Genomic DNA, 23,000 nt, shown 5'->3' on the forward strand with positions numbered 1-23,000 from the left:
AAGTAGCGGGCCTAAGAGGGAGGGGAGGGGAGGGCTGCCTCAGACTCTGAATTCCGAGACCTGAAGCTCAACTGCTTGCTTTGCCCTGGTAGCGGCGACATACAGCAGGTTCAGCTCTTCATCTAACTGTGCATCCCCCCGGCGCTTAGCGATAGCCAGGCTATGGTCGAAGTCATCTCGGACAATCACATTCGCAAATTCCCTGCCTTTGGCCTTATGACAGTTTGTGAGCGTAATTCGTCCTTTATTCGATTGCCCTCGGCCAGCCAAAACACGCACGAGATCATCCTCCCGTAGCTCGTAATCTCGTGCGAGAAAGTAGATCTGAGCTGTTTCTGAATCTCGATGGTCTGAAGCCCATTCAGCGAGTTCGTCGTGGGTCTTAAAGGAGGAGAGCGCTGGGTGTTTTGCTTCTCTGGGCGAGTTTCTCATCAATGCAAAAACGGATTCAGTTTTGTCACGAATATCTCCGGTATCGCCGACGATTGAAAATGACTCGCCGAGATCCCTTAGCGTTATTGCATCTCGTATCAGCGCTGTATTTGTGCGAAAGATGCGTGTGTGCTCATCGCTAGCAGCTATAGGCCCAACCCTTGAGGATTTCCCAGCGAGCCCACGGAGCTTGATAGGGGGAGGGGTCGATTTGCACTCCAGTATACGGTTCGCCAAGTCGGCAATTTGAGGGCCAAACCGAAAGGATAAGGTTAGAGGGAACTCACGGCCTGGAACCTTCAACATAGCGTCCTGGGAGCCGCGAAAAGCAAAGATCTGTTGTCCGGCATCCCCAACGTAGGAGGCACGCTTGGCGAACGCCAGGCAGGAGAGCATGACATCTGATGCGTCCTGAGCTTCATCGAGGAACAATTGGTCGAAATGTGCAAGGCCCGGACATCCTTGCAGGTGCCAATCTTTGACATACAGATCGTGCGGGAGGGGTAGCCTGGTTCTCGACGTTACGCGCAAAGCGTCGAATAGTACTGTTGCGTAGCGCACGGCAAGATCGGCTACTACCGGTTCTCGTACCCAGGCTGGAACATGTGCAGCTGATAATGTTGAGTCGGCGCTCGAGCAAAATTTACTGACTGTGCCAATGATGACCTTGGCAAAGGCTTGAGCATCTATCGGTAACTTTTTCTTATGTAGATCAAATGCTTGTAGGACGTGGGAAGGGTAGAGCTGCCCAATGGTACGTCCTTCTGAGCGGGCTCCGACAGCCTCTAGAGCCAAGCTGTTGAAGGTTCTGACGACAGCGAGATTTCCAAAGAGACCTTGCACCTCCGATACAAGTTGCTTGGTATACGATAAAACTAAAAGCCGGCTTGCGCCGGCTCGATTGCAGTCCTGGACTGCGCCCTTTAATGCTGTGGTCTTGCCGCAACCCGCTCCGGCCGTTGATTTAATTATTCCTCGAGGTGCCTCCAATAAGGCTACAGATGCTTTCCGAAAGGCCGCCTGTTCTTCCGTAGGCGCATGCATGTTAAGCCGCCTGCAGGCCGTGGCCACGCGCTGCAGTCGCCTTGATCAGGTATTTAACCAATCGATCGCCGGTTTGAAATTTCAAGCAAAGACGTTGGATTTCATCATCCGAGAGAGAAAGCAGTTTCCTACAGGCGACTAACTCACCCTCAGAAAGAGAAAACTCCCCCCTGATTTCTTCGGACTTGTACCCCCAGTTCTCCCATTGACTGACCTTCACCGAAACCTCAATGAGGTCACCAACGCTACGGGCCGATACAGCGCGGTCTGCAACGTCACAATGGAATGGGTCACGTACCTGGACACCCTCGCACAGTGGGCATGCATGACGCCGATGATTGATGCTCGCTACAAACTCGATGTGACAAGTGCTGCAGGATCGCATGGTGACCTCCTGGCTCCGGTAATCACGTGCAATCAGCCACGCGTCATCGAGCTCCAGGATGTTCTCAAGGTCCAGATTTCCACCGCGCAACGCTGAGTGGCTATCAAGGTACTGAGTGTGGGCAGCCATTACCGCATAGATATCTACCGCTTCACGTGGTTTCTCGGCAGTAATTAAATACGCCAGCATGAATAGGCTCGCTTCCAGAGAAACCGCGCGTTTGACCAGAAGGCTTTCTGCGTTGGGCAGGGGGCCGGATTCGGAGGGGCCACAGACCCCCAATTTTTTCCGCAGGCTAGTCACCTGTTTCCGGGTCAGGCCGGTATGCAGCCGGATGATCGCCGATCGGAAGCCGGCTTTAACCAAGACACTGGCAAGTGATTCGTCCATTTCAATGCCCCTTTACGACGCTAGATATTATTTTGTTTAAGAGTGTTATCTGGTCTGAGCTGCGAAGTTCTCTTGCGAGAACCCAGGCCTCATCCAGTGAAAGAGGGGAGGGGAGTCCAGTCCGTTGAACAAGCCGGTATTCGCGGAGGTAGTCCTCATACGCGGCAACAAGCTTATTGATGTCGACCTGGAGCTCGGCACGGTCTGCCAAAGCGGTGTAGAGAAGCAGAAGTGCTGCTGCATCAGACGCTTTGTTAGGGACGCTCAAAATGTCATTCAGCGAGGGAATGTTCGAAGCGACCAGGCTGCGCACTTTTGCCTTAACGTCAGCTGGTAACAGGATTTGCTCTGCGGAAAGCCCGGTTTGAATGTTGACCAGAATTGGACTCAGTCCAGCTTTGAGCAACTGTATGGCTTGTCGTTGATTACTCACCACGACGCCCTCCGGAGAGTATCCGCATCAGGTTGGCAATGCGTACGGTGCTATCAGGTGCGCCAACGATGATTTTGCTAAAGGAGGTTCGAGCGGCGAATGTTACTCGCCCCTGCGCAGCAAGCCGGACTCGATCTTTCATTTTGCTTGTTGCAAGCCAGTTAGCCTTGTCCGCGCAGGTGATGCCCCAATCAATCATCGCTACGCGCCCCCTGATGCGAAGATCATCTGCAATCGCGCCGAGGAGCTGGCTGATGGTTGAGACGGCAGGGGAGGGGGTTTGAAATCCGGTGAAGTTTTCTTCACTCAACGTACCGATGTTGACCAGTAGAATTGAGGATGGGAGCGATGCAAGTTCGGCCAAATCGCTTTCCGTGGCTTGGACAAGCCATTGCCGATCTACAGGAGCCAGATCGAAATACCGACCATAGGCTGGATCATTGTTTGTCGCCCAATCCTGAGCAACTCGGAGTGCAAGGTTCAACGCGAATGAATCCATCATGATCACCCCTCCTGCTCAAGAACAATGAGTCGGCGCCAAACGCGCAGAACATTTACCCCATAATCACGTGCCACTTGCTCAAGATCTGGGTTTGGCGTGTGGTACCGGCCTAGGGCAAGAGCTAAATCGCCTTTACCTTCTTTGATGAACTCGCAAAATATCTGCGTGCCAACACGCACGTTCGTATTGAGATCAAGCAAATCCGCGGCATTTGAAACACGATGTCCGTTCCACCGCATGCTCACCTGCATGGCACCTACTGCGATTGTTTTCGTTTTGGTCAGGGCCTTATTGAGCTGATCGGCTGCCTTTGCCTTGGTGGAGGGGTGATAGGCCTTGTTGTCGATGTTTAGCGCATAAGGGTTCGGCTTGACCAAAGGGCCATCGTAGTTTTTCGACTCGACGAGGGCGATCGCATAGAGAAGTTTGGGGTCGACCTTGCAGGCTCGATTAGATTCTTCCTCCCACACTGTCCCTTTAAGGCTGAATGCCGCTGACGAGAGCGGTTGCAGCGCTATGGCAACTGCCGCCGTCAGTATGAGTTTGAGTGTGGAATCCATCGAAATATGACCCTGTCCTAGTGCATAAATGGCCTTTCGTTCGTGGCGCATTCTACCCATGGTTCAGGATGTTTCAAGATGGTTCACCACAATATGACCCTTCTACAGTGTAAATTTGTTGTGCTTATCTGACGAGCGGTATTCACATTGTCACAATTTTGACTGGATTTCTCTCGAAACAGGCAAAAAGTGGCTTAATGCAATGTTATTGACACTATTTTGACCTCAAAGTGATATTACTAAAATCTACACTGCTAGCTCATTTATCTACTCTAAAAGGGTCACATTTCAAGGTTTTGATTTACACCAATGAATGGGTGTAAATTGACACGGTATAAACGACGTCAAAATTAACGCCTATAAGCTGCCGGGTGAGGTTTCGCCGAGGGTAGCGCGATGGTCGCAATTGAACAGAAACCAAGGTGGAAGAGCCGAGGATCGCACTACATGCAGTACGCCGCTGAAGCGACCAGTCATCCAGCTTTTGTCACACGCGTGACTGAGCTGATGAAGGTTCGAGAAATTTCCGCAACGAAGTTGGCTCAGCTATTGGAAGAATCTGAGTCTACGGTCAAGAATATGCTGTACAAGGGAACCTCGTGCACACGTGAGCGTCTTGTCCAGTTGGCCCGTGTCCTTGAAACCACAGTTGAGTACCTAGCAACTGGATCCGATACCACGAAAGTTGACGACTCAGTTTCTTTGATGGTTCAAAGTCCTGAACAATTAGCTTTCACCTTAGGCATCCTGGTTAAGGAGCCCCCTGCGATAGTCGTCGAATCAGTGCTTCGGACCTTGCCGATGCCTCTCAGGCTTTTAAGTGAGTACGGATTAACGCCGGAAAGCACCAGGGCAGTACTAGTGAATACTGATGCTTTAAAATCTGTCGTTTCCCGAAATGACATCATTCTTGTCGATATTTCCCAGAAAACACTTCACGAGGGTGTTTATCTGATTTCTATCCGAGATTCCGTAGTCCTCCGCCAAGTGTCGCCAGTTATCACTGGTTTTGCCTTGACGTCGACAAATCCCAATATCCTGGGTACCACAGTTCCAATTGACCCTGAAACAGGTTTTCCTAAAAACGCAGATACACGGGTAATTGCCAAGGTCGTTTGTAGAATGTCGTTGAGTGCACTTTAAAATAAAAGCCCGCTGATGAGCGGGCTTTGTATTTTCAGGCGAGTGACGATTTGAAAGCAGGCCTATTTCGGTTCAGCAGTTGGGCCGGTGGGCTAGTTTCAGGGCCCGGACTCACAACTGCCGATACGACCTCATCGACCTGGGCTCGTCCAACCGCAGTTGGCTGATTTGGCTGCTGCCGGTTGCCATTCAATTGGTCCTTCGTGGGCTTTTCGATCGGCAGGGGAGAAGGCGTAACAGCTGTAACCGCTGTAACCGCTGTAACCGCATCTCCCACTAACACCCCGCTGTGTACTGCATCCTTAGGTACCTCATCCTGCGCATTAGCTGCCTTCACCTCATTGCCAGGCATGGGGGCCGGCATTGGCATCCTTACGCCTGTGGATTGTTCCCCCTCAAGCGTTTTCTCTGTCATCAGGCCGAGCTGAGCAAGGTAGAGAAGACGCCTGGCTCGACGCATTTTGGGCGTGCTCTCTAGATCCTTATAGAGAAGTTTTGACTCCGATGTCAGCTTGACCAGCATTTTCAGAGTGTCGTCGTCGTCTAACTTGCCCATGTTCATTCCCTTAACCGTGGTTCAGCCAATACCCGAAGGCATTCGAGATTACTGGTCGGTCCGAGGTTAACGTCTTGGAGCGGGGGAAAACCTGTTGAGCTGCAGATTTGTAGCAGTTGCCTCCACCACCCCCAAGCAGCACGAAATCGACTGCTTCCCCGTCTAGGAAGCGCATCTGTTGCTTCATGTTCAGGAGGGCTTTGGGTGCCACGATGTTGGACGCCTGCTCGATGAATGGGCCCAGATCGACTTCGTCACCAAACAGAAAGACGTGGTTGCGACCGTTCTGCATCGCGATTTCAATCTTGTCGCGGCCAGGTCCATTGCCCCCAAAATCCTTGGCGATTTCTACATTGATTGCATCCAGAAGGGCACTCATGGCCTCCATGGAGGAGTCCGATGAATCGCGGACAATGTCACCCCGGCGAAAGACAACCCAGTCAACAGAGAAGAACCCAGGGTCGAGCACGAGAAGGACTGACTCCTCAAGGATCTCTGGGTTTGGATGGGTTGCGTAGATGTAGTTCAGGGTGCCGACAGGTTGAGGGAGCACCGTGACCTTCTTCACGGTGATCTCGCGTTTGGGGGATACCTGGTGGGTACCTGTCAGTTGTGCGGTTAACCGCTCGACCAGCTCCACATTACGAGCTTGCTTCACGGGCAGGCCGGTGATCAGGTGGTCAATTACAGAGCGGCCGTCTGCGCACACTTCGCTGATCGACGCATTGAAGAGGGCGCGATAGGTATCGGTCGATGGATAGTCGGCGTGGAGTTCACGTTTAACTCCCGAGCGGCCCGGGTTCACGAAGCCGACCCACTGTTCGTTGTTAAAATAGACGTAGTGCTCTCCATCCTTCAGGTCAATGTTGCCATTGAGGCTGGTCACAGGTGCCGCTTGGGCAGGTCGAACCATCAGGCCAGGTTGATCCTGATCGGCATGACCGTACGCCATCTTCACGTTCGAATATCCGATGTCCAGACCTACAACGAAGTCGCCGGTGGGTTTGTTTTTGCTGGCCATGTTGCTCCTTAAGCTCTCGCTTGGGTTTTCTATTGGTCCGAAGCTGTTTTCATTCGGTCGACAATCGATCGACAATCGAAACCAGCTGGCGGAATGGAGATTCTGTCTTCAGTGGTGCCGTCCCTTTGCTCGAACTTTCTTCGCAGCACAATCGGACGACAAACGCACTTCACGCTCAAATCCTGCCATCGATTTCCAATATGCAACCCCCCAATTCGACCCAATTTTCAGTCCCGGCAAAGGGCGCGAAAATGGTGTTTTGCGCTTCCGAGCGACTCCGCAGCGATATAGAGCTCAATTCTCGATAAATTCCCTTATAGGGGAAATGCAGCCATCAATCCGAGTACATATGACAAGAAAAGTAATCTAGGAAGGTAGATTCCCCCTATAAGGGTTTTTGTCGCACTACATTCCTTCCATAACTTTCAGCCCAAAAGTAGGGCTAGATTCCCCCTATAAGGGAATTTCGCATTCGTGTAGAGTTTTGCCGAAATTGGCAATTGGGCCATGAATTTTTGCCCCTTCGGAACAGTTCGCTTTTCTAGGGGAAATCTAGATTTCTGTATTCCTATTATAAGGGTAGGGTAATGATTGATCCGATAGAGCACCCTTCAGTGCGCGGCAAGCTGAGCGCCAAGTACCTCGAGATGATTCGCGAGCTCGACACTATTCACTTCATGTTGAGGGATCAGGCAATCGAGCTTAGGGACGCATTCTTTGCGGACGCAAAACGAGAGGGGAAAATCCTCTACCGGACGGTGCAGGTGAAGGTGAATAAGCAGGAGTCTGTGTCGATCATTTGGAAGCGAGTGAGCTTTGTCGACTTGCCTGGCGGTAAGAAAAAACAGAGAACGACGGCGATTCCAAAAGGGAAGGGACACAGCTACAGGGAGGACGCGGTTGTGAAGAAAGCGGACTACTGGTTGCAGCAACTGTTTCACACCTATGAGCCCAAATTCGCAATCATCCGAGAAAGTCTCGTGTCGAACATGAAGGCCCGGAAGACGCTATTGGAGCTACAGCGTCGGGTGAATGCTAATCCTCCGATTGAGTGAGGGTTGCACATTGGCGAGAGGGTATAGAGTCGGGATATCCAATTAACGAGCAGGATTGACCATGAGCAATACGCCTCACGAGACCTTGATCACCATTGATAAGGTAGAGCTGGACCTTTGGGCCGACATCTACTGCAAGGCAAGACTTGCCAGCCTGATCGATGTGACCCTCTCTGAGTTTCTGCAGCGCCCCTACGAATTTCTGAAGGAGTCAGGCCAAGCGTCAGCGCTCGACTGCTTGGAGAACGGCTTCTTTCCGATGATGCCGGCGCAGGTCCAGATTTCCAGGGATATTCAGCGCGCGTGGGAGGGTAGTGATAAGAAGCTGCGGTTGGACCGCCAGCATTTGCAACTGGTCCATAGTTCTTGCGGGAAGGAACGCTGAATCAGAGGCGAAGAAAATGGACAGGGATAGCAGCAGCGCTGCTAACAGTGAGGCCGGACCTGACGGTGCAGAACTGGGATCAGAAAACGACTTTCAGATCTGCTAATCGACAAGAGTATGCAGGGCTTAGGCTTTCCGGCCTGGTCCGCGGTCCGGCCAATTCGATTGTTCGTGCAAGCTTTACGGTGCCACGACCAAATCGGGAGTTGATCTCGTCAAGAGTGGACATCAACCGATCTTGCGACGTGTTGTCGTAACCGAACAGGTCGTGTTGGCTCATTGCTGATGCGGGCTGCAAACCCATCAGCAAAACTCCCGCCTTGGAAAATCGAATACCTGGCTTGAATATACTGCGCGCAGCCTGTGAGACAGCTTTGGCGAACACTCGGGCGTCAGACGCAGGCTGTGCAAATGGGACAGTTACCGTCTTGGCGTACGGTGCTGACTTGGTTTCAAAAGGGCTGGTGCGCGCATACACCCGGATAGCTGAGGCAGCAGACCCTTGTTTTCGGAGCCTGCCGGCTGCCATTGAGGCGAACTCCACCAAGGCAGCAGTCAAAGCATCCAGCGTCTCTATCCGCGATCCGAAGGATCTACTCACGTTGATCATCTCGCGGGGGCCATCGTTGCCCTGCAGATCAACCGCGCATATGCCATTCAACTCCAGTTGCGTACGAAGGACTGTCACCGGGAACTCACGCTCAATAACGTGTCGTGGCAGACTCGCAAACTGAGCGGCGGTGGTTACCCCCATGGTGGCCAACCGGGCGGTCAAAGAAGGCCCAATCCCCCAAACCTCGCCGACGGGCGTCAACGCAAGTAACTGCTCGCGGTCAATCGGAGACATCAGGTTGCACAGGCCGGTCTTCAACACCCGCTTAGCCCCGTAGGAGCCAAGCTTTGCCAGGGTCGGCGTAGGGCCAATCCCGGCGCCGGTACCCAGACCGGTCCACGCGAGCACCCGTTCCCTCGCCTGAATTGCCAACTGGTGTAGCTGATGGTCTGACATGCCGTGGGCATGAATAAAACATTCGTCGATGTAAAGGAAAGATGTCAACCCATGGACATCGGTTTGAATGAATGTTTGTCAGGGTTTAGATCAGGTGTCCGATGTCCATAGACCACACGCATTTTTCACAGAAATGGATCACGTGGTGTCCATGGCAAATACGCGATTTTTGTGGCGACGAAAGCTAGCGTGACCAAGATGAGCCAGCTCCAATAGTCCAAAGCTCATCCAATCTGGTTGTATAACTGGGGCTCTTAAGCTCTCTCCTCATACCCCATTCAGGTGATACAGGGACGCTGGCAGTCCGCAATGTACCTCTCCCCCCACTTGGCATTTATCTCATCCAAAACATTCATCACTGGCCCGCTTGCCTCTGGCTGTGATGGCGCGAATAGGTCGCCGGTGAAAGCATGAGCAATGTGCTGGAGGCGCTAGCTGGACATCCTTACCCCGTAGCAGCTGTAAATTACGGGCAGCAATCGACCCCAAGCTGACGGTGGAGACAGCGAATTTGAGGGCGATTCACTAAACAAAAACAAGGCCGCAATCACGGCCTTGTTTTTTTCAGGGTGTTACTCGTGCGAATGGCCGTGCTCGGCGCTCTCGGAGGTTGCGCCTTTCTCGCCACCGCCGCATGCCGTCATCAGGCCTAGGAAGCAGATCAGAAGCATCGAACGAATCAGAGTAGTTGGGGTTTTCATGGGAAGACTCTTTAAAAATGGATGAAATAAATGGTCTGTGGTCAGGCTGAGCACCGAATTTTCGACAGTAGAAAAGCCATCGTCGCTTCGGATTACTGTTTGACGCTCAAGTAATCGCCGGTCGTTTTCAGTGCGATGGTCACGTCGTTATTGCTGCGATTACGCCAAAACCAACCGTGGGTGCCGTCAAAAATGGCGGTGAATTCACCTTTATCACTTTTGACCTGCTTGCCCTTGTTGTAGCTGTGGAAGTAACCCTTTTCACCGTTGTAGGGCTCACCATGGGTGTCGTAGTTCACAGGCCCACCAACCGCAGTCCATTCATAGCTGACAGTCTTGTTCTTGAGCACTTCCAGTTTGATTTCTGTCCCTTCACCTGGCTTGAGCGTGACGCTCATTTGATTCGTCTTCAGAACTGGGGTAGGTGTTGGCACCGGCTGAGCAACAGGTTTCGCAATAGGTTGGACTTGCGCAACCTGCGGGGCTGGAGCTGCTGGTTGAGGTGGTGCGGCATCCGCCAACGCCTCTTGAGCAAGGATGATCTTCAATTCACCCATCTGGGTCAGTCCCAGTGCTCGGCCCACACCCGTTGGATCAACGGCGTATTCCGAAGGCATGACGACGGTCACCAGCAGGCCGACCGCAGTCAGCAGCGCAATGAGAGTCGAACGCACCAGTTTGCGAGTGCTAGGCAATTCATTAACAGTTGGAAGCGGAGTATTGAACATGGTCAGAATTCCTTACGCGGAGACAAACAGGCCGGTGATCTGGTAACCCATCAGGAGGAAACCGGCACTCATCATGGCGACGTTGGCGGTATAGGCGTGGCGCCAGAAACTACCGGTGCGACGCCAATACCCCATCAGGATGAGAATCGCGCTGAGGGCCAGCAATTGGCCAATCTCGACACCAACGTTGAAGGCGATCAGGTTCGGAATCAGGCCATCAGGCGAGATTTCGTACTCCTGGATCTTGGTCGCCAAACCGAAACCGTGGAGCAGGCCGAAGATCAGCGTGGCCACTTTGGTGTTGGGTTGGAAACCGAACCAACGCTGGAATGCGCCCAGGTTATCGAGCGCCTTGTACACCACCGAGAAACCGATGATGGCGTCGATGATGTAGGAGCTGATGCTGACCTCAGTCAGCACGCCCAGCAGCAGCGTGACCGAATGGCCTACGGCGAACAGCGTGACGTAGAGACCTACGTCTTTCAGGCGGTAGAGGAAGAAGATCACCCCGAACAGAAACAGCAGGTGGTCGTAGCCCGTCATCATGTGCTTAGCGCCCATGTAGATGAAGGGCAGCAACATGACGCCGGAGCTTTCCTGGATGAATCCCTTGTCACCTTCGGCGACGGCATGAGCCATCGCCTCGGGCATTGCGAGGAAAAGTGACACGACAAATAAAAACAGCAGCAGTAGCAGGCGACGCGAAGGCGCAGTAAGTGCGTCAACGCCGCTCATCGAGTGCGAATGCATAGATCAGTCCTACGTTGCAGGGGTCAAAGGCCGCACTGCGGCCATGGTCAGGATGCGAACGAAGGACGGGGTGGCCGCTCGATCAAGAAAATCGGCGGACGGGGAACGGAATAGCGTGGCGCATCGACCCGCAAAGAGAGCTTCGGCTGCGCGGCCAAGCTCAACGCGGACGTAAGCTGTGGCGTTTCGTGCTGATGGTCAGGGGTCAGCGGCGAGTGATAGTGATCCGAGCAGCTCGCACACGACATCTCGGCTTGCTGTTCATGGGAGTGATGGGCGTCTTGCGCAATCTCCCAAGCTGGCTGTTTCGGTGTCACTGACAACGTATAGGTATGCCCGGCCCAGGCCACAAACATGGCGAGAACAAGCGCGATTACCACCGTGGTTGTCAATGTTCTGCTGAACATAGCGTTCGGATTTCAACTCGTTTTGTAGGGCTTTGATGCGTTTGACCATATCCTCCTAGGGGGGATAGGATGCCAGCGTAATTCATTGAGGCCTGAGGCTCAAGTCATGAGTGAGCACGAACACGAACACAGCCATCCCCATACCCACCAAAGTCATGAGGCGATCATCAAGCGCCTCAAGCGAGCGGACGGCCATTTACGCGGCATCATCACGATGATCGAAGAGGGTCGTCAGTGCGTGGACATCGCCCAGCAGCTGCATGCGGTTGAAAAAGCGGTGTGCCAAGCCAAGCGCACGCTCATTCAGGATCACATTGATCACTGCCTGGAGGACACCGTCTCAGCGTTGAACAATGGCGAGCGCGCACCACTGGAAGCCTTCAAGCAAATCACCAAGTACCTCTAGATCTGACATGACCAACCAGTCTTAGCAAATCTTAGGGACTACGGTCGTCTATCTGGCCATCGGCGATGCTGGTCGTCGATCACATAAGGGTGTTCGTGATCCGCACCCTCTCGGCTGTCGAAGTGAGTGTGATCGTCCGGCAGGTTCTCATGGGTGTGTTTGATCGACTCTTGGTCATGAGCCGGACGCCAGATCACAATACTGACCACCAGTGCGCCACCGGCCACAATAGCTAGCCCAACAAACGACGCCGTAAGGCTGATGTTGGCACCCAGCCATCCCGCCAGTGGGTAGGTAATCAACCAGCAGGCATGGGACAGCGCAAATTGGGCGGCAAACAATGCCGGGCGATCTTCGGCATGCGCCGAGCGACGCAACAGCCGACCGCTCGGGGTCTGCGCCAGGGAATAGCCCACTCCGAGCAACATCCACAACGGCAACAGGAAATTGTAGGTGGTCAGGTTGATGCCAACGGCCAAGCCTACTACCAAGATTCCTCCGCCAAACAGCATGGCCGTTCGGTCTTTGATGTCTTTCAAAAGCCGAGGTAAGACCAAAGCAGCGATCATGGAGCCGCCGCCAAACGCGGCCAGCGCCAATGCCGTAGAACTCTGCGGCAGAGCGAAGCGCGACTGCACCAGCACTACCGTATTGACGATAACCATGGCACTGGCGGCAGCTACCGTCAGGTTGAGAGCCAGCAGCCCTCGCAGGCGCGGCGTCGCCAGGAATATACGCATGCCACGGGTGGTTCGCTCATAGATGCTACGTCGCGGTGTTTGCTTCGCCTTTGGCAGCAGCACTGTGCCGACCAATGCCGCTGAGGCAAGGAACCCAATGACAGTGCCGGCGAATAGGTTGTGGAAGCTGATCACTGTCAGCAGTGCTGCGGCGAGCATAGGGCTGGCGACGCTTTCGAGATCGTAGGCCAGACGCGATAGGGACAAGGCACGGGTGTAGTCATCTTCATCCGGCAGTATGTCTGGAATGGTCGCCTGGAATGTCGGAGTGAACGCTGCTGAGGCTGACTGAAGGACGAAAATCAGTACGTAGATTTGCCAGACCTCGGTCACGAACGGCAGAGCCAGCGCAACCAAGGCTCGCACCAGATCCAGCGAAACCAGCATTGCCCGACGGGGGAGACGCTCTGCAAAAGCTGCTGCAATGGGCGCAACGCCGATGTAGGCCGTCATCTTAATCGCCAACGCTGTACCAAGGACGGCCCCCGCTTGGGCACCTGCAAGATCGAATGCCAGTAGGCCCAGCGCGACAGTGGCAAGACCTGTTCCTATGAGCGCAATCACTTGGGCTAGAAAGAGATGGCGGTAGGTTCGGTTGGTCAGGATTTTCAGCATGAGAAATCTCACATGGAGAGGCGTGCGCCCATCTGGTTGTCGAGCATTTCTCGAAGAAAGAGAGCGACGAGTTTCTCGTTTATAGATGTTTTTGTATCCCCCCTAGGGGGATATAGCACCATCCTAAACTAGAGGCGGGGACAGCTCAAGAAATAGGCGCTCAGCCTTTCATCGAATGTCAGGCAGAGAGTAAGGAAGTCGCTTGCCCAGTGAAGGCAATTGGCCATACTCTGCGGAGCGTGAGAGGTCTCACGGATGTAAAAACATGAGCATGGAGTAAGCCCTGATGAAACTGTCTGCCCTTTTGATCGCCGCTTTACTTTCCATTACCTCCGTGGCGGCCTTCGCGCACAGCGGCGGTACTGATGCAAAAGGTTGCCACCGCAACCATAAAACGAACGACTACCACTGCCACTAAACGGTAAAAGCCCAGCTTGAGGCTGGGCTTCAATGCAAGCTGGCTTTCTCACATTTGTGGAGGCCAGTTATGCGATTCACCTTGGCACTCCTTGCACCATGCATAGAGTGCGTCGTACAGGATCAGTCCATGCGAAAGCATTTCATGATCGTCGGAATATCGCTGCGACAGTCCCAGTGAGATGGCGTACAGCCCAGCCGATTGCGGAGTCAGATCCAGGCGAGAGGTATCAGCGCCGCGTATGATCTTGGCCAAGTGCTGCAAGGCGGGCTCACTGAGTTGGTACTTCTTCAGAAATGCATCGAAACTGCACAGTTCGCCCTCATGGGTAAGTTCTACGCCGGGAATGTCGTAAGGCGCAGCGTCTTTCTCCGCCGCTAATCGCAGCACATCACCACTGGGTACGTATAAAAACTCAGGCTGGGGATCGATAAAGCGTGTGATCAACCAGGGACAAGCGATGCGGTCGATCTTGGGTCGTTCACGGGTAATCCACCTCATGGAACACCTCCTGCCTAGCTCGGTAGGCTGGGTGATCTGGCGGGCCCAGTGCCTGCCAGAGATTGTTAATCCACTCATGCGGTCTAGCGCAGCAGATGTACTGCCAACCCAACGAGCGCGCAGGCCATCAGCACCTGGATGACGCCCCGCTTGAAGCGGAACAAGGCAATCGCCGCTGCGATGGCGATCAGTGCAGAGGGCCAGTCGAGGTTGCCGCTGAAGCCCTTCGGCCACAGCACGTGATAGCCAAAGAAACACGCCAGATTGAGAATCACCCCAACCACCGCCGCTGTGATTGCGGTAAGCGGTGCGGTGAATTTGAGTTCGTTGTGGGTCGACTCCACGAGCGGGCCGCCGGCGAGAATGAACAGAAACGAGGGCAGGAAGGTGAACCATGTCACCAGGGAGGCGGCCACAGCCCCGGCCAGAAACACCTGATCGGCGCCGAACACTTGTGAGACGTACGCTCCAACAAAGCCGACGAAGGCCACCACCATGATCAGCGGCCCTGGTGTGGTTTCCCCCAGTGCCAAACCGTCGATCATCTGGGTCGGGGTAAGCCAGCCATAGTGACCGACCGCACCTTGATAGACATACGGGAGGACTGCATAGGCTCCGCCAAAAGTCAGCAACGCGGCCTTGGTAAAGAACCAGCCCATCTGGGTCAAGGTGCCTTCCCAGCCAAAAAGCGCGGTCAGGACTCCCATCGGCAACGCCCACAGCGCTGCGCCGATGAGGGCGAGCGACGCCAGTTTTATCCAGCTGAACCGGGCATGTTCCGGGGACGGGGTGTCGTCATCGATCAAGGCTGGGCCGAAAGTCTTTTTGGTAGCGCTATGGCCCCCGGTTCTGAACTTCTCAGGCGCCAGACGCCCTCCGACATAGCCGATTAACGCTGCCCCCAAAACGATCAGCGGGAAAGGAACATTGAACGCGAAGATCGCGGTAAAGGAAGCTGCTGCTATCGCCCACAGCCAATTATTCTTCAGCGCCCGAGTGCCGATCCTGTGTGCCGCCTGCACCACGATGGCCGTCACGGCGGGCTTGATCCCATAGAAGAGGCCGGCCACCACGGGCACTTCGCCGAACGCGATGTACATCCATGATAAAGCGATCAGGATGAACAGTGAGGGCAGCACAAACAGCACTCCGGCGATCACTCCGCCCCAGGTTCGATGCATCAGCCAGCCGATGTAGGTCGCCAATTGCTGAGCCTCTGGCCCAGGCAGCAACATGCAATAGTTGAGCGCATGGAGAAAGCGTCGTTCGGAGATCCAGCGCCGACGTTCTACCAGCTCCTGGTGCATGATCGAAATCTGTCCGGCTGGCCCGCCGAAACTGATGAAACCCAGCTTCAACCAGAACCAGAATGCCTCACGCAAGCTGATCGGCTTTGGCTTCGACAGATCCTCTTCAACCGCTGGTGCGAAAACCTTACGCATTGGGTTGTTCCTCTTTCACAAACTCGGCGAGCAGGCCGTCGAAGATGGCGCTGGCAGCAGCCAGCAAGTGGTCGTCGTGGGTAATGGTCTCGCGTAATCCTGCCAGCACTACCTCGATGCCGGCAGCCTCCAAAGGCTGAATGCCGCCGATATCGAGGTAGTGCACCAACGCCGCGATACGGTTCAGGCCGGGCTCTTGAAGTTCAAAACTGGCTTGCAGGGTTTCGAAGGTCACGCGGTTGCCGACATGGCTGAAAGTTGCGTCATCGAAGTCGAAACCCAACACATCGACGGGACAGTCCTGCGGCGTGTCTAACCAGAGAATCTGCGCATTGGGGTCAATGAAACGGCGAATAAGCCAGGCACATGCCAGACGGTCTACCCAAGGGCGCTTACGGGTTGCCCAGACACGCCCCTGATAATCAACAAGGTTGAGTGCCGTTATTGGTTGGTCGCGGCTATGGGGCTCATCCGCAGACAGGGCCCTGCTGACCGCCGTTTCTAGCTCCTGCAACGCCGAATCCAGTTGCTGCTTAGGCTTGCCTGGGAAGTAATCGATGCGGATCAGTTGATCGTAGGCTTTGCGAAGCTTACGAATCTGCTTGGTGCTCGCCAGTGCGTTCTCAGCGTTGAGTTGTGCTCGGCATTCATCAAGCTCCGCACGAAGCCCGGCGTAGTCTTCGCTACGGTCGAACAACTCGACAAAGCGCTCACCGTCAGGATCGACAACGGGCAGAGTGTAAGCGGTGCCATTGATGGCAAGGATGTCCCGCTCGATAGACGCCAGCACTTCACGACAGAAACCGGTGTCAGGCAACAGATAGGCCCCATCGCGCAATACCGCCGCACCTGAAGCTTTCAAAGCGCGCCAAGCCCGCATGCGTTCGGTGGCATTAGCGGTGGGTAAGCCAAGAATCAGAGCTAGCCAATTTTTCATGTAGAGATAGCTATTCAATATGTAGTCAGTATTACATTACTCTTGATCTTGGCGTTTGAAAAGCCACCCTATAGAGCTAGGGTTTTGGCGAGACCAACTGGAGAAAGGGTTGCGAAGGCAGGGTTAATAGGTGCTGTGCGTGTTGGCCAGTCAATCAGGCTTTCAAGCTTAAGACGTTCGTGATGAGCGTCCGGTTTTGGCCGATTCTGTTGAAAACGTCGGTCTGCCCAAACTGCTTGGTCATTGACTGGTGAAAACGCCTTTTTTGTAACGCTGCTACGTGAAACTCGAGTCCGGAAGCCTCTGCCAAAAGTAAAGATTTCAACCTCGGACGCGTATTGTTCTGATGTGCAAACCATGGCCGACTTTTTCAACAGAATCGGCCGATAGCTGCCTGTTTCTATCGCCGTATCGCAGCCAGTCGGCAGAAAGCATCTAGCCCGGAGCTGCCAGCTGAGATGCCTCAATCTAGCAGAACGCTCATCTCTTTCCGGCTCGCCGCATCAAGGTTGAGCAGCAGAGTGGTCGGAATAGGCCAGCCGCTATACCCAGGCGACTAGCTGCACGCGCGCTGTGATCTCAAAGCTTTCTCGGCCCGCGCGGATCCAAAGAAATTATATTTGACGCAGGCAACTGCCTCTCAAGCTCAGCGATACGGTCATACAGCTCAATGATTTTCGCATCCGCTTCGCTCAATAAACTTGCGAGTTGGTCGCGCTGCCGGGCAACTTGCTCAATCCGATCACGCAGGGCGCGGGTTTTCTGGCGTGCGAGAAGATTTACCTTGTTCAACGAAGGAGGTCGCTCCTCCGCATGTTGTTCCACGTAGGTTTTTATCTCTGCGATGAGACTCGGGAAACGAGATTTCTTAAGCGCCGACGGATCGCTCCCCGCCTCTTTGGCCACGTTGTTCTGAGTGACCGGTGTCCCCTTCGGTAGAAGCTGTGGCCTATCGAGTTTCAGGCGCTCAAAAGCATCACGATATTGATCAGCCGCGCTGCGGCGAGCAGGGAGTTCAACGTCCATTTCTGCTCCCTACGACACGACGGAAGCTCTCTACGCTTCGCTGTTGAGCCATCAACGATTCCATTAGCGGACTTCCATTCTGAGCATTAGCAAGCCGCTCTTTGAGTACATGTTCAAGATCATCTACCGCGCCCAATCGTTCTGAGTCATACAGCACGTCAGGGCAAGGTTTTGCATCCTCTGAATCACCGCCCCCGCAATGAGCAATGTTGTCAATTCCGCCGTACGGACAAGGTTCACGACTCGAACAAACGCCAAGAATGATCGGGCGACAGGCGACCGCGCCTTTCTTTGCCAAACCAATCATCTTCTTCGCATCCTCTGGCGAAATCAGCCGAACGATCTCAGCCTTTCGTTTGTCTCCATGGGGGCTGACAAAACGCTCACTCGTAAGCTGCTGTAACTCTCTTCCCAGCGTCTCGTACATTGTGCGAACGTACAGAGTGTGAGCCTTCTCCTCTAGACGCATCCGCGAGTGATTTTGTCCGTAGTAAAGGCTCATCGCTCGTGTGACGTGCTTGAGCTGGTACTGAAGCGAAGCATCACTTACGAGCCCGGAAGCTTGCATGTTTACTGCCCCAGTTCTACGCAACTGATGCCATGCCAACGGCCATACAGCGCCCACTTGATACTCCTCCGGCAGTGAAGGGGTAGCTAGCCGGGCCAATTTCAAATCCTCAGGCGTGATACGCAAATTTTCTAAGTCAAAGAGCTTCCCGTGCTGCCCCAAAAGGTCGGAATATGACTGAATGCTTGGCCTCAGTGAATGATTACCTTTATTGCGCAACGAACTCCAGGGCTCGTAAGAAAAATCGGTCAAGTAACGCCCGGCGAGAACTCTCGCGGCTTCGTGAGGTGCGTATAGTGAGCGAAACAGAGAAATAACCTCCATCGCCTTCACGGCGACTGTCACAGATGGGGATGTGACCCACGGCGTCGCTATCAGAGAGCGTTTTTGTCGTCTGCCCACGTAACAAAAAAATGTCGCCGAAGCTCTTGTCGTGCTCGATGTCAAGGCACCCGGCTCGAAGATTCCATGCCTCCTCGACCCGCATGAGACTGAAGTTAAGGATGTAAGCTAATCCCGCGCCGTTGACCAATCTCAGATAGCTAGTCAGCGCTGTTACTTGCAAGCCGCCACTTCGACCCACCCAACGTTCAAGTAGCTCAAAGATGCCGAAGCGTTTCGCGGTATCTGCAAACGCGCCGAGAAAACGAAGCCCCGTTTTAGCGCCTGATAATTGCATCTTATGGCCGCAAAAAGGCGGGGCGTTTACGCACGCTGTTCTCTCCGAAACCCTCTGGTTATGTTCGTAAGCCGCGAAGCAGAACCGGTAACAAGCTTCAACCTGTTCTCGATGGGATAGGAAGTCATCAAGGCACTCTCGCAGCCTAGTAACTTGATAGCGCCAAATACGTGGAGGAATGTAAGGTGTTTGAGCTGTATGGTGAGTTGGAAAAAGCGCAGCCAGACGGGTTAGGGAGCCTGAATCCAGCAACGTAAATCCTACGGCATTACGGGACGCGTAAAGCTCATGCATTAACGACAGAAACTCGGTTTTTCTTGAGGTATTAAGAAAGGCAGGGATCCGTTCGCATACGCGTGGAAAGTGGCTTAATTCGCTGGCAAGTATTCCTGCCTCTTCGCAAAGAACAAACAGCCGCCGCATCTGATCGAAACGCGTTTTAAGGGATCTGTAGCCACGAGCGCCATACGGCCCGTATAGCCACCAGCCAGTGATGATTCGAAGTAAATTTGCGTTCTTTGAGCTAATTGGCGCCGCTGATTTTTTAACTGGCCCATCACCAAAATTCAGCGTCAGTGCCTTCTTGGCCCATGGATCAAGCCTCCAAATTGGATCGCCCCAGCGGCTTATAATTTTGCCCTGTGCATCAATTACGACCGGCCAATCAGGTGGCGGAGGCCAGCTCTCTGGACGGTAATTCGATGCCCCAGGAACGGCGAGAGGCGACTCGATAGAAAGCCCTAACGTCGTGAGCATATTCATAGGGAAGGCCCCGCTGTAACTTCCGCAAGCCGAATAAATCCGTCCCAAGCTGGGTGATAGTCCTCCTCAGCTATGCGAGCCAGTGCCTCATCAACCCAAAGCCGACGCACCTCGCTACTTTCTTGAAAGAACCGTAACTTCGCACTCAGACGCTCGACCGCAAGCATCGCCGGATGGTCAGCCTCGTCAGATCTAACCGTGCACGCTGGGCGATATCTAGCTAGCTCCAAGCTCTTGAGCACTCGCAAACTACTCAGAGACCAGACGTGATCCTCGCTTTCAATATCCCGATGATTGACGCAGAAAAGGCAACCCGCTGCGTTAATACAATCGGGATCAGGAGCATTAGTCGGAGCATCCACGACCGATTCTGGTATCGGCGCTACACAAGTACCTGGAGCAGGTGAGCAAACGACGAGATCTGCTTGCCGGTGAAACCGAGTGATTTCAACCATCGCAATTTGCGGATTGGGCTCGGCGTACACACGAATCAAAGTTTCAGCGGTGTGCTGTGCGATTTCCGCCACCAGTTCGGGGCGTTGCGACTCACGTAGCAGCCAATTAATACGCGCGCCCCGGAGCTTACGGGGTCGAACGAATCGAACATTGGAATCGGTGCAGACACGCGCAATAGCCGTGAACTGAGGAGCTTCTAGAACGAGACGTCCCCCAAGACGGACGAGAGGAAAAAGAAGTCCCTCTAGATCGACTGGAAACCACGTGCTTCGCCACTCAATGTAGCGTTCGAACCACTGCTTATAGCTTGAGAAAACCTCAAAAAGCACTTCACCCTGACGGCGATTTTTGTAAGACCTGACTTGGTAACCATCAAGATGACTCGTGTAATGGTATTGGTCGATCCGAAGCTGATGCGCCTGCGACAAATTCATGCCCGTTTGTGCGATGAACATAAGCAACTCGGCTTCGATTCGCAGATTCACTGCTGGGTATCGAGTCTCGATTGAAACGTCAGAGTTCCGAAGTTCGCGGTTTCGAAGGATGTCCGCAATCTGGAATTTGGTTTGAGGTCGGATCCGTCGTGACGCTTCCTTCCCTGTGTCGCGTAGGCCGCACCAGATAGGTAGCGTCGAACCTGACCGCAATTCCACTTGGATGGGAAGTGGCCCCGTCACGGCCTCATAGGTAAGAGCCGTACAGAGGTCGGCAATTAACTGCCCGAATGAGAAGCTCTCTTCTAAGCTTTGCTTACCAGCGCTTCCATTACCTGCCCTTCCGTTGCCTCTTGGTTTGCGAATTCGGGTGCTGTAGAGAAGCGTCGAGCTTCGACCCAGAACTCGGTCAAGCATTGTCGCGGTTAAACTTGCCGTGTCGTATAACGATCCGGCGGTTAGATATCCTTCTACGCGGTGACGCTGTAGAAGATGCTCGGCCCACCCCAGGTATGCTTCCGTGACCGAATCAACACTCAACGGACGCCCGCATTGATCAACCCACTGAAAAAACTTCCTCAACGCACCGATCTTGTTATTCGCCGAAAAGCGGCTTCCTCCGCCGGCAAGGTCATCGGTCAAACAATCATGGAGTCCTTTCACAAGCTCCGACCGCTCCAGTAAAGGGTCACCGAAAGCCTCTGATGTGATTTCACTGCGCACAGTCTTCACTTTTGCCCCAGCACCACCACTGTATAAAAGCGGTGCCAGATCCCAGGGCGTCTCGTTTTTCCCGTACTCAATCATTGGAAACGTCAGGTCTAAAGACATCAGGTTACTCATTACTCGCTCCCTGCCTCGAAGCAATTCCTGTAAACGCAGTCATGAAGCTGTTCGCAATGGCCTGCTTAGCGGGTTCGGCCTGCACAAACTTGATGTATTTGAAGGTGGTAGCCTCCGAATTTCGACCGTGAAGCAATGCATTGCTGACAGTCGCAATCACTATCGCCACATCAGTGCAATTTGCTAAAGCGAGCCTAGCTAGCTCAGTTCCAAAGGTGCATCGGGATTGGTGGAAGCGAAACTTCCTGAGCGCTTTGATGCCCGACGCGATGCCTAATTTTCTAAGCGATGACATCTCAACGTTTATGGCCGAAGACTGATCACTGTTGCGACGTCCGAAAGGGTTTCCGAAACGTGTCAAGAACACTAAGTCTTGATGCTCGCCAGCAGCAGATGCCTCGCGAGTCAACCTGCGAAGACCCTTGGCGTACTCCAAGACTTCTGAGCACAAAGCTTCGGGAATCCATACCTGGCCAGTTACTCCAAATTTGGTATGCACGGGCGGGGACGCACCTGGCCCTACGGATATCAGAAGCAGACCTTTAGCAGACGGATCATGTAGGGCACGCTCCAACGTATTGATACGAAGGTCACAGATCGTTCCCAGTCGCATACCCGTAAAGAAACCTAGAGCCAACATCAGGTAAAGCTCGGGTGAGGCGCTCTGTTTTGCGAAATCAAGAATGGCGTCTCGATCAACCGCAGACACTGGAAGTAGCCCACCTTCCAAAGTGACCCCAATGCGTTTTCGGTTTGGAATACCCAGATCGGTGCTGGTGCCAGCTAGCGTTCGCTCGAAGCCGACCTGGTCAAAGTATTTGATGAAATAGCGCTTGTCTTTCCACAGCGGCAATAGCGGGTTTAGAAGGCCACGCCTCCTAACCCACCTGTAGAAACTGATGCAGTTACGCATGTACTCGGAAGCCGTGGCAGGACTGATATGACCAGCATCACGAGCCTTGATAAGCGCCCCACGGTACTGAACAAGACATCGATCAGCCTTTCGAGACGGAAACTCAAACCACTGAAGCCCGCGACTCTCCAAAAACTTCGCGTAGTTCAACAGCCCGTTCAGGTTGCTAGAAACGGTCTTAAGGAGTGCCTCACCATTGGTGACTCTCTCCATAGCCCAGAGATTGGCTTCTCTCCAGGGCAAGCCGTCTTCCCAGAATATTTGTGGTAGTCCTTCGATCACTACACGGGAGCTATTCAGCGAGTAGGTAATCAGGCGGTCTTTGACAGAAAGGTCATGCGGACTGAAGTGAATGTGTTCGACGGTAGGCAAGTGAAATCTCTGTAAGAACAAGCGTCAATGTCCATGGGGACACCATCTAACTTTGGGCGTCCACAGTATGCAACTTATTCTTATCAATTGAGTACGGTGTAATTTTTGGCGCAACAGTGGCAACAGATCGCATCAGGCGCGAACTCGCGTCGCCATACAGGGGAAAGTTCGCGGAACAAATAATCAACCCAGAGCGCCAATGTTGTTGGCGTACTAAGTGAACAGCTTCTCCCATTTTAATGCCAAGTGCCTTGGCTTCGTCAGAGCGTGCGATTACACATCCATCACCAGAGCCGGCAACTACAACAGGTTTGTTTGCAAGTTCAGGACGCCAAACACGCTCCGCTGACACGTAGAAGCAATCGCATCTAATAAGATGAACGCAGG

Annotated in this window: 26 protein-coding genes and 1 pseudogene; 5 read left to right on the forward strand and 22 right to left on the reverse strand. The window is 53.6% G+C overall.

Going from position 1 to position 23,000, the window contains the following annotated elements; genetic code table 11:
* Nucleotides 1-39: 39 nt before the first annotated feature.
* Genes AC1Q6D_RS23985 through AC1Q6D_RS24005 form a run of 5 tightly spaced genes read right to left on the reverse strand, consistent with a single transcriptional unit; the run spans nt 40 to nt 3,746 of the window.
* On the reverse strand, nt 40-1,476 hold the full coding sequence (locus AC1Q6D_RS23985; protein WP_050682279.1) for a 3'-5' exonuclease: 1,437 nt from the start codon (nt 1,474-1,476) through the stop codon (nt 40-42).
* Between the two features lies 1 nt (nt 1,477).
* A complete protein-coding gene (locus tag AC1Q6D_RS23990; protein WP_103403835.1) occupies nt 1,478-2,251 on the reverse strand; it encodes a FlhC family transcriptional regulator in 774 nt (257 codons plus the stop codon).
* A 1-nt stretch (nt 2,252) separates the two neighbouring features.
* Nucleotides 2,253-2,684: a hypothetical protein gene (locus tag AC1Q6D_RS23995; RefSeq protein ID WP_146041479.1), complete on the reverse strand. Its 432-nt coding sequence runs from the start codon at nt 2,682-2,684 to the stop codon at nt 2,253-2,255.
* Complete coding sequence (locus tag AC1Q6D_RS24000; protein WP_050682276.1) at nt 2,677-3,186, reverse strand: hypothetical protein; 510 nt, start codon at nt 3,184-3,186, stop codon at nt 2,677-2,679. Before AC1Q6D_RS24000 ends, AC1Q6D_RS23995 begins: the two co-directional genes overlap by 8 nt.
* Nucleotides 3,187-3,188: 2 nt before the next feature.
* Entirely contained in the window at nt 3,189-3,746 is a 558-nt protein-coding gene (locus AC1Q6D_RS24005; protein ID WP_050682412.1) for a transglycosylase SLT domain-containing protein, read from the reverse strand.
* Between the two features lie 447 nt (nt 3,747-4,193).
* Here AC1Q6D_RS24005 and AC1Q6D_RS24010 point away from each other — a divergent pair, with 447 nt between their 5' ends.
* The gene (locus AC1Q6D_RS24010) at nt 4,194-4,889 is read left to right on the forward strand and encodes a LexA family transcriptional regulator (RefSeq protein WP_050682275.1); all 696 of its coding nucleotides are present in this window, start codon (nt 4,194-4,196) and stop codon (nt 4,887-4,889) included.
* 34 nt (nt 4,890-4,923) lie between these two features.
* Here AC1Q6D_RS24010 and AC1Q6D_RS24015 read toward each other — a convergent pair whose 3' ends face one another.
* Together AC1Q6D_RS24015 and AC1Q6D_RS24020 are read right to left on the reverse strand one after the other, a co-directional pair.
* Nucleotides 4,924-5,445: a hypothetical protein gene (locus AC1Q6D_RS24015; RefSeq protein ID WP_103403833.1), complete on the reverse strand. Its 522-nt coding sequence runs from the start codon at nt 5,443-5,445 to the stop codon at nt 4,924-4,926.
* A gap of 10 nt (nt 5,446-5,455) precedes the next feature.
* Entirely contained in the window at nt 5,456-6,466 is a 1,011-nt protein-coding gene (locus AC1Q6D_RS24020; RefSeq protein WP_103403832.1) for a ParM/StbA family protein, read from the reverse strand.
* Between the two features lie 587 nt (nt 6,467-7,053).
* Between AC1Q6D_RS24020 and mobI the strand changes: the two genes are divergently transcribed.
* Nucleotides 7,054-7,521, forward strand: coding sequence for a conjugative transfer protein MobI(A/C) (gene mobI, locus AC1Q6D_RS24025; RefSeq protein ID WP_050682272.1), 468 nt, complete (start codon nt 7,054-7,056; stop codon nt 7,519-7,521).
* Between the two features lie 61 nt (nt 7,522-7,582).
* The gene (locus tag AC1Q6D_RS24030; protein ID WP_103403831.1) at nt 7,583-7,906 is read left to right on the forward strand and encodes a hypothetical protein; all 324 of its coding nucleotides are present in this window, start codon (nt 7,583-7,585) and stop codon (nt 7,904-7,906) included.
* Nucleotides 7,907-7,985: 79 nt separating this feature from the next.
* On the opposite strand, the gene AC1Q6D_RS24035 is transcribed toward AC1Q6D_RS24030, so the two are convergent.
* From AC1Q6D_RS24035 to AC1Q6D_RS24055, 5 genes and pseudogenes are all read right to left on the reverse strand, one after another.
* Nucleotides 7,986-8,963, reverse strand: a complete 978-nt coding sequence (locus tag AC1Q6D_RS24035) for a DinB/UmuC family translesion DNA polymerase (RefSeq protein WP_256590190.1) — start codon at nt 8,961-8,963, stop codon at nt 7,986-7,988.
* Between the two features lie 136 nt (nt 8,964-9,099).
* Nucleotides 9,100-9,322, reverse strand: a pseudogene (locus AC1Q6D_RS24040) (DUF4113 domain-containing protein); the annotation flags it as partial.
* A gap of 165 nt (nt 9,323-9,487) precedes the next feature.
* Complete coding sequence (locus AC1Q6D_RS24045; protein WP_256556348.1) at nt 9,488-9,616, reverse strand: hypothetical protein; 129 nt, start codon at nt 9,614-9,616, stop codon at nt 9,488-9,490.
* A 92-nt stretch (nt 9,617-9,708) separates the two neighbouring features.
* Nucleotides 9,709-10,344 (reverse strand): hypothetical protein, encoded by a 636-nt coding sequence (locus AC1Q6D_RS24050; RefSeq protein ID WP_057387498.1) that lies wholly within the window; start codon nt 10,342-10,344, stop codon nt 9,709-9,711.
* Between the two features lie 12 nt (nt 10,345-10,356).
* The gene (locus tag AC1Q6D_RS24055) at nt 10,357-11,094 is read right to left on the reverse strand and encodes a HupE/UreJ family protein (protein ID WP_103403829.1); all 738 of its coding nucleotides are present in this window, start codon (nt 11,092-11,094) and stop codon (nt 10,357-10,359) included.
* Between the two features lie 513 nt (nt 11,095-11,607).
* Here AC1Q6D_RS24055 and AC1Q6D_RS24060 point away from each other — a divergent pair.
* Nucleotides 11,608-11,907 (forward strand): metal-sensing transcriptional repressor, encoded by a 300-nt coding sequence (locus AC1Q6D_RS24060; RefSeq protein ID WP_069557030.1) that lies wholly within the window; start codon nt 11,608-11,610, stop codon nt 11,905-11,907.
* Nucleotides 11,908-11,945: 38 nt separating this feature from the next.
* Here the strand turns inward: AC1Q6D_RS24060 and AC1Q6D_RS24065 are convergent, their stop codons facing one another.
* On the reverse strand, nt 11,946-13,262 hold the full coding sequence (locus AC1Q6D_RS24065; protein ID WP_103403827.1) for an MFS transporter: 1,317 nt from the start codon (nt 13,260-13,262) through the stop codon (nt 11,946-11,948).
* A gap of 286 nt (nt 13,263-13,548) precedes the next feature.
* On the opposite strand from AC1Q6D_RS24065, the gene AC1Q6D_RS24070 reads away from it, so the two are divergent.
* The gene (locus AC1Q6D_RS24070) at nt 13,549-13,680 is read left to right on the forward strand and encodes a YHYH domain-containing protein (protein ID WP_103403826.1); all 132 of its coding nucleotides are present in this window, start codon (nt 13,549-13,551) and stop codon (nt 13,678-13,680) included.
* A gap of 48 nt (nt 13,681-13,728) precedes the next feature.
* On the opposite strand, the gene AC1Q6D_RS24075 is transcribed toward AC1Q6D_RS24070, so the two are convergent.
* The 9 genes from AC1Q6D_RS24075 to AC1Q6D_RS24115 form a co-directional block, all read right to left on the reverse strand.
* Nucleotides 13,729-14,181: a chromate resistance protein ChrB domain-containing protein gene (locus AC1Q6D_RS24075; protein WP_103403825.1), complete on the reverse strand. Its 453-nt coding sequence runs from the start codon at nt 14,179-14,181 to the stop codon at nt 13,729-13,731.
* Between the two features lie 83 nt (nt 14,182-14,264).
* A complete protein-coding gene (chrA, locus tag AC1Q6D_RS24080; protein WP_103403824.1) occupies nt 14,265-15,623 on the reverse strand; it encodes a chromate efflux transporter in 1,359 nt (452 codons plus the stop codon).
* Nucleotides 15,616-16,560, reverse strand: a complete 945-nt coding sequence (locus tag AC1Q6D_RS24085; protein ID WP_103403823.1) for a chromate resistance protein ChrB domain-containing protein — start codon at nt 16,558-16,560, stop codon at nt 15,616-15,618. The genes chrA and AC1Q6D_RS24085 overlap by 8 nt, the downstream gene beginning before the upstream one ends.
* Before the next feature lie 579 nt (nt 16,561-17,139).
* Entirely contained in the window at nt 17,140-17,586 is a 447-nt protein-coding gene (locus AC1Q6D_RS24090; protein ID WP_057387491.1) for a hypothetical protein, read from the reverse strand.
* Nucleotides 17,576-18,373: a hypothetical protein gene (locus tag AC1Q6D_RS24095; RefSeq protein ID WP_256590188.1), complete on the reverse strand. Its 798-nt coding sequence runs from the start codon at nt 18,371-18,373 to the stop codon at nt 17,576-17,578. The genes AC1Q6D_RS24090 and AC1Q6D_RS24095 overlap by 11 nt, the downstream gene beginning before the upstream one ends.
* Nucleotides 18,363-19,595 (reverse strand): hypothetical protein, encoded by a 1,233-nt coding sequence (locus AC1Q6D_RS24100; protein WP_256590187.1) that lies wholly within the window; start codon nt 19,593-19,595, stop codon nt 18,363-18,365. Before AC1Q6D_RS24100 ends, AC1Q6D_RS24095 begins: the two co-directional genes overlap by 11 nt.
* Nucleotides 19,592-21,328, reverse strand: a complete 1,737-nt coding sequence (locus AC1Q6D_RS24105) for an integrase (RefSeq protein ID WP_103403822.1) — start codon at nt 21,326-21,328, stop codon at nt 19,592-19,594. Before AC1Q6D_RS24105 ends, AC1Q6D_RS24100 begins: the two co-directional genes overlap by 4 nt.
* Nucleotides 21,321-22,634 carry a tyrosine-type recombinase/integrase gene (locus AC1Q6D_RS24110; RefSeq protein WP_069552991.1) on the reverse strand — a complete coding sequence of 438 codons (1,314 nt, stop codon included), beginning with the start codon at nt 22,632-22,634 and terminating at the stop codon, nt 21,321-21,323. Before AC1Q6D_RS24110 ends, AC1Q6D_RS24105 begins: the two co-directional genes overlap by 8 nt.
* Before the next feature lie 25 nt (nt 22,635-22,659).
* On the reverse strand, nt 22,660-22,965 hold the full coding sequence (locus AC1Q6D_RS24115; RefSeq protein ID WP_158249384.1) for a Y-family DNA polymerase: 306 nt from the start codon (nt 22,963-22,965) through the stop codon (nt 22,660-22,662).
* Nucleotides 22,966-23,000: the final 35 nt, after the last annotated feature.

The sequence above is a fragment of the Pseudomonas sp. MT92 genome (assembly GCF_058792515.1).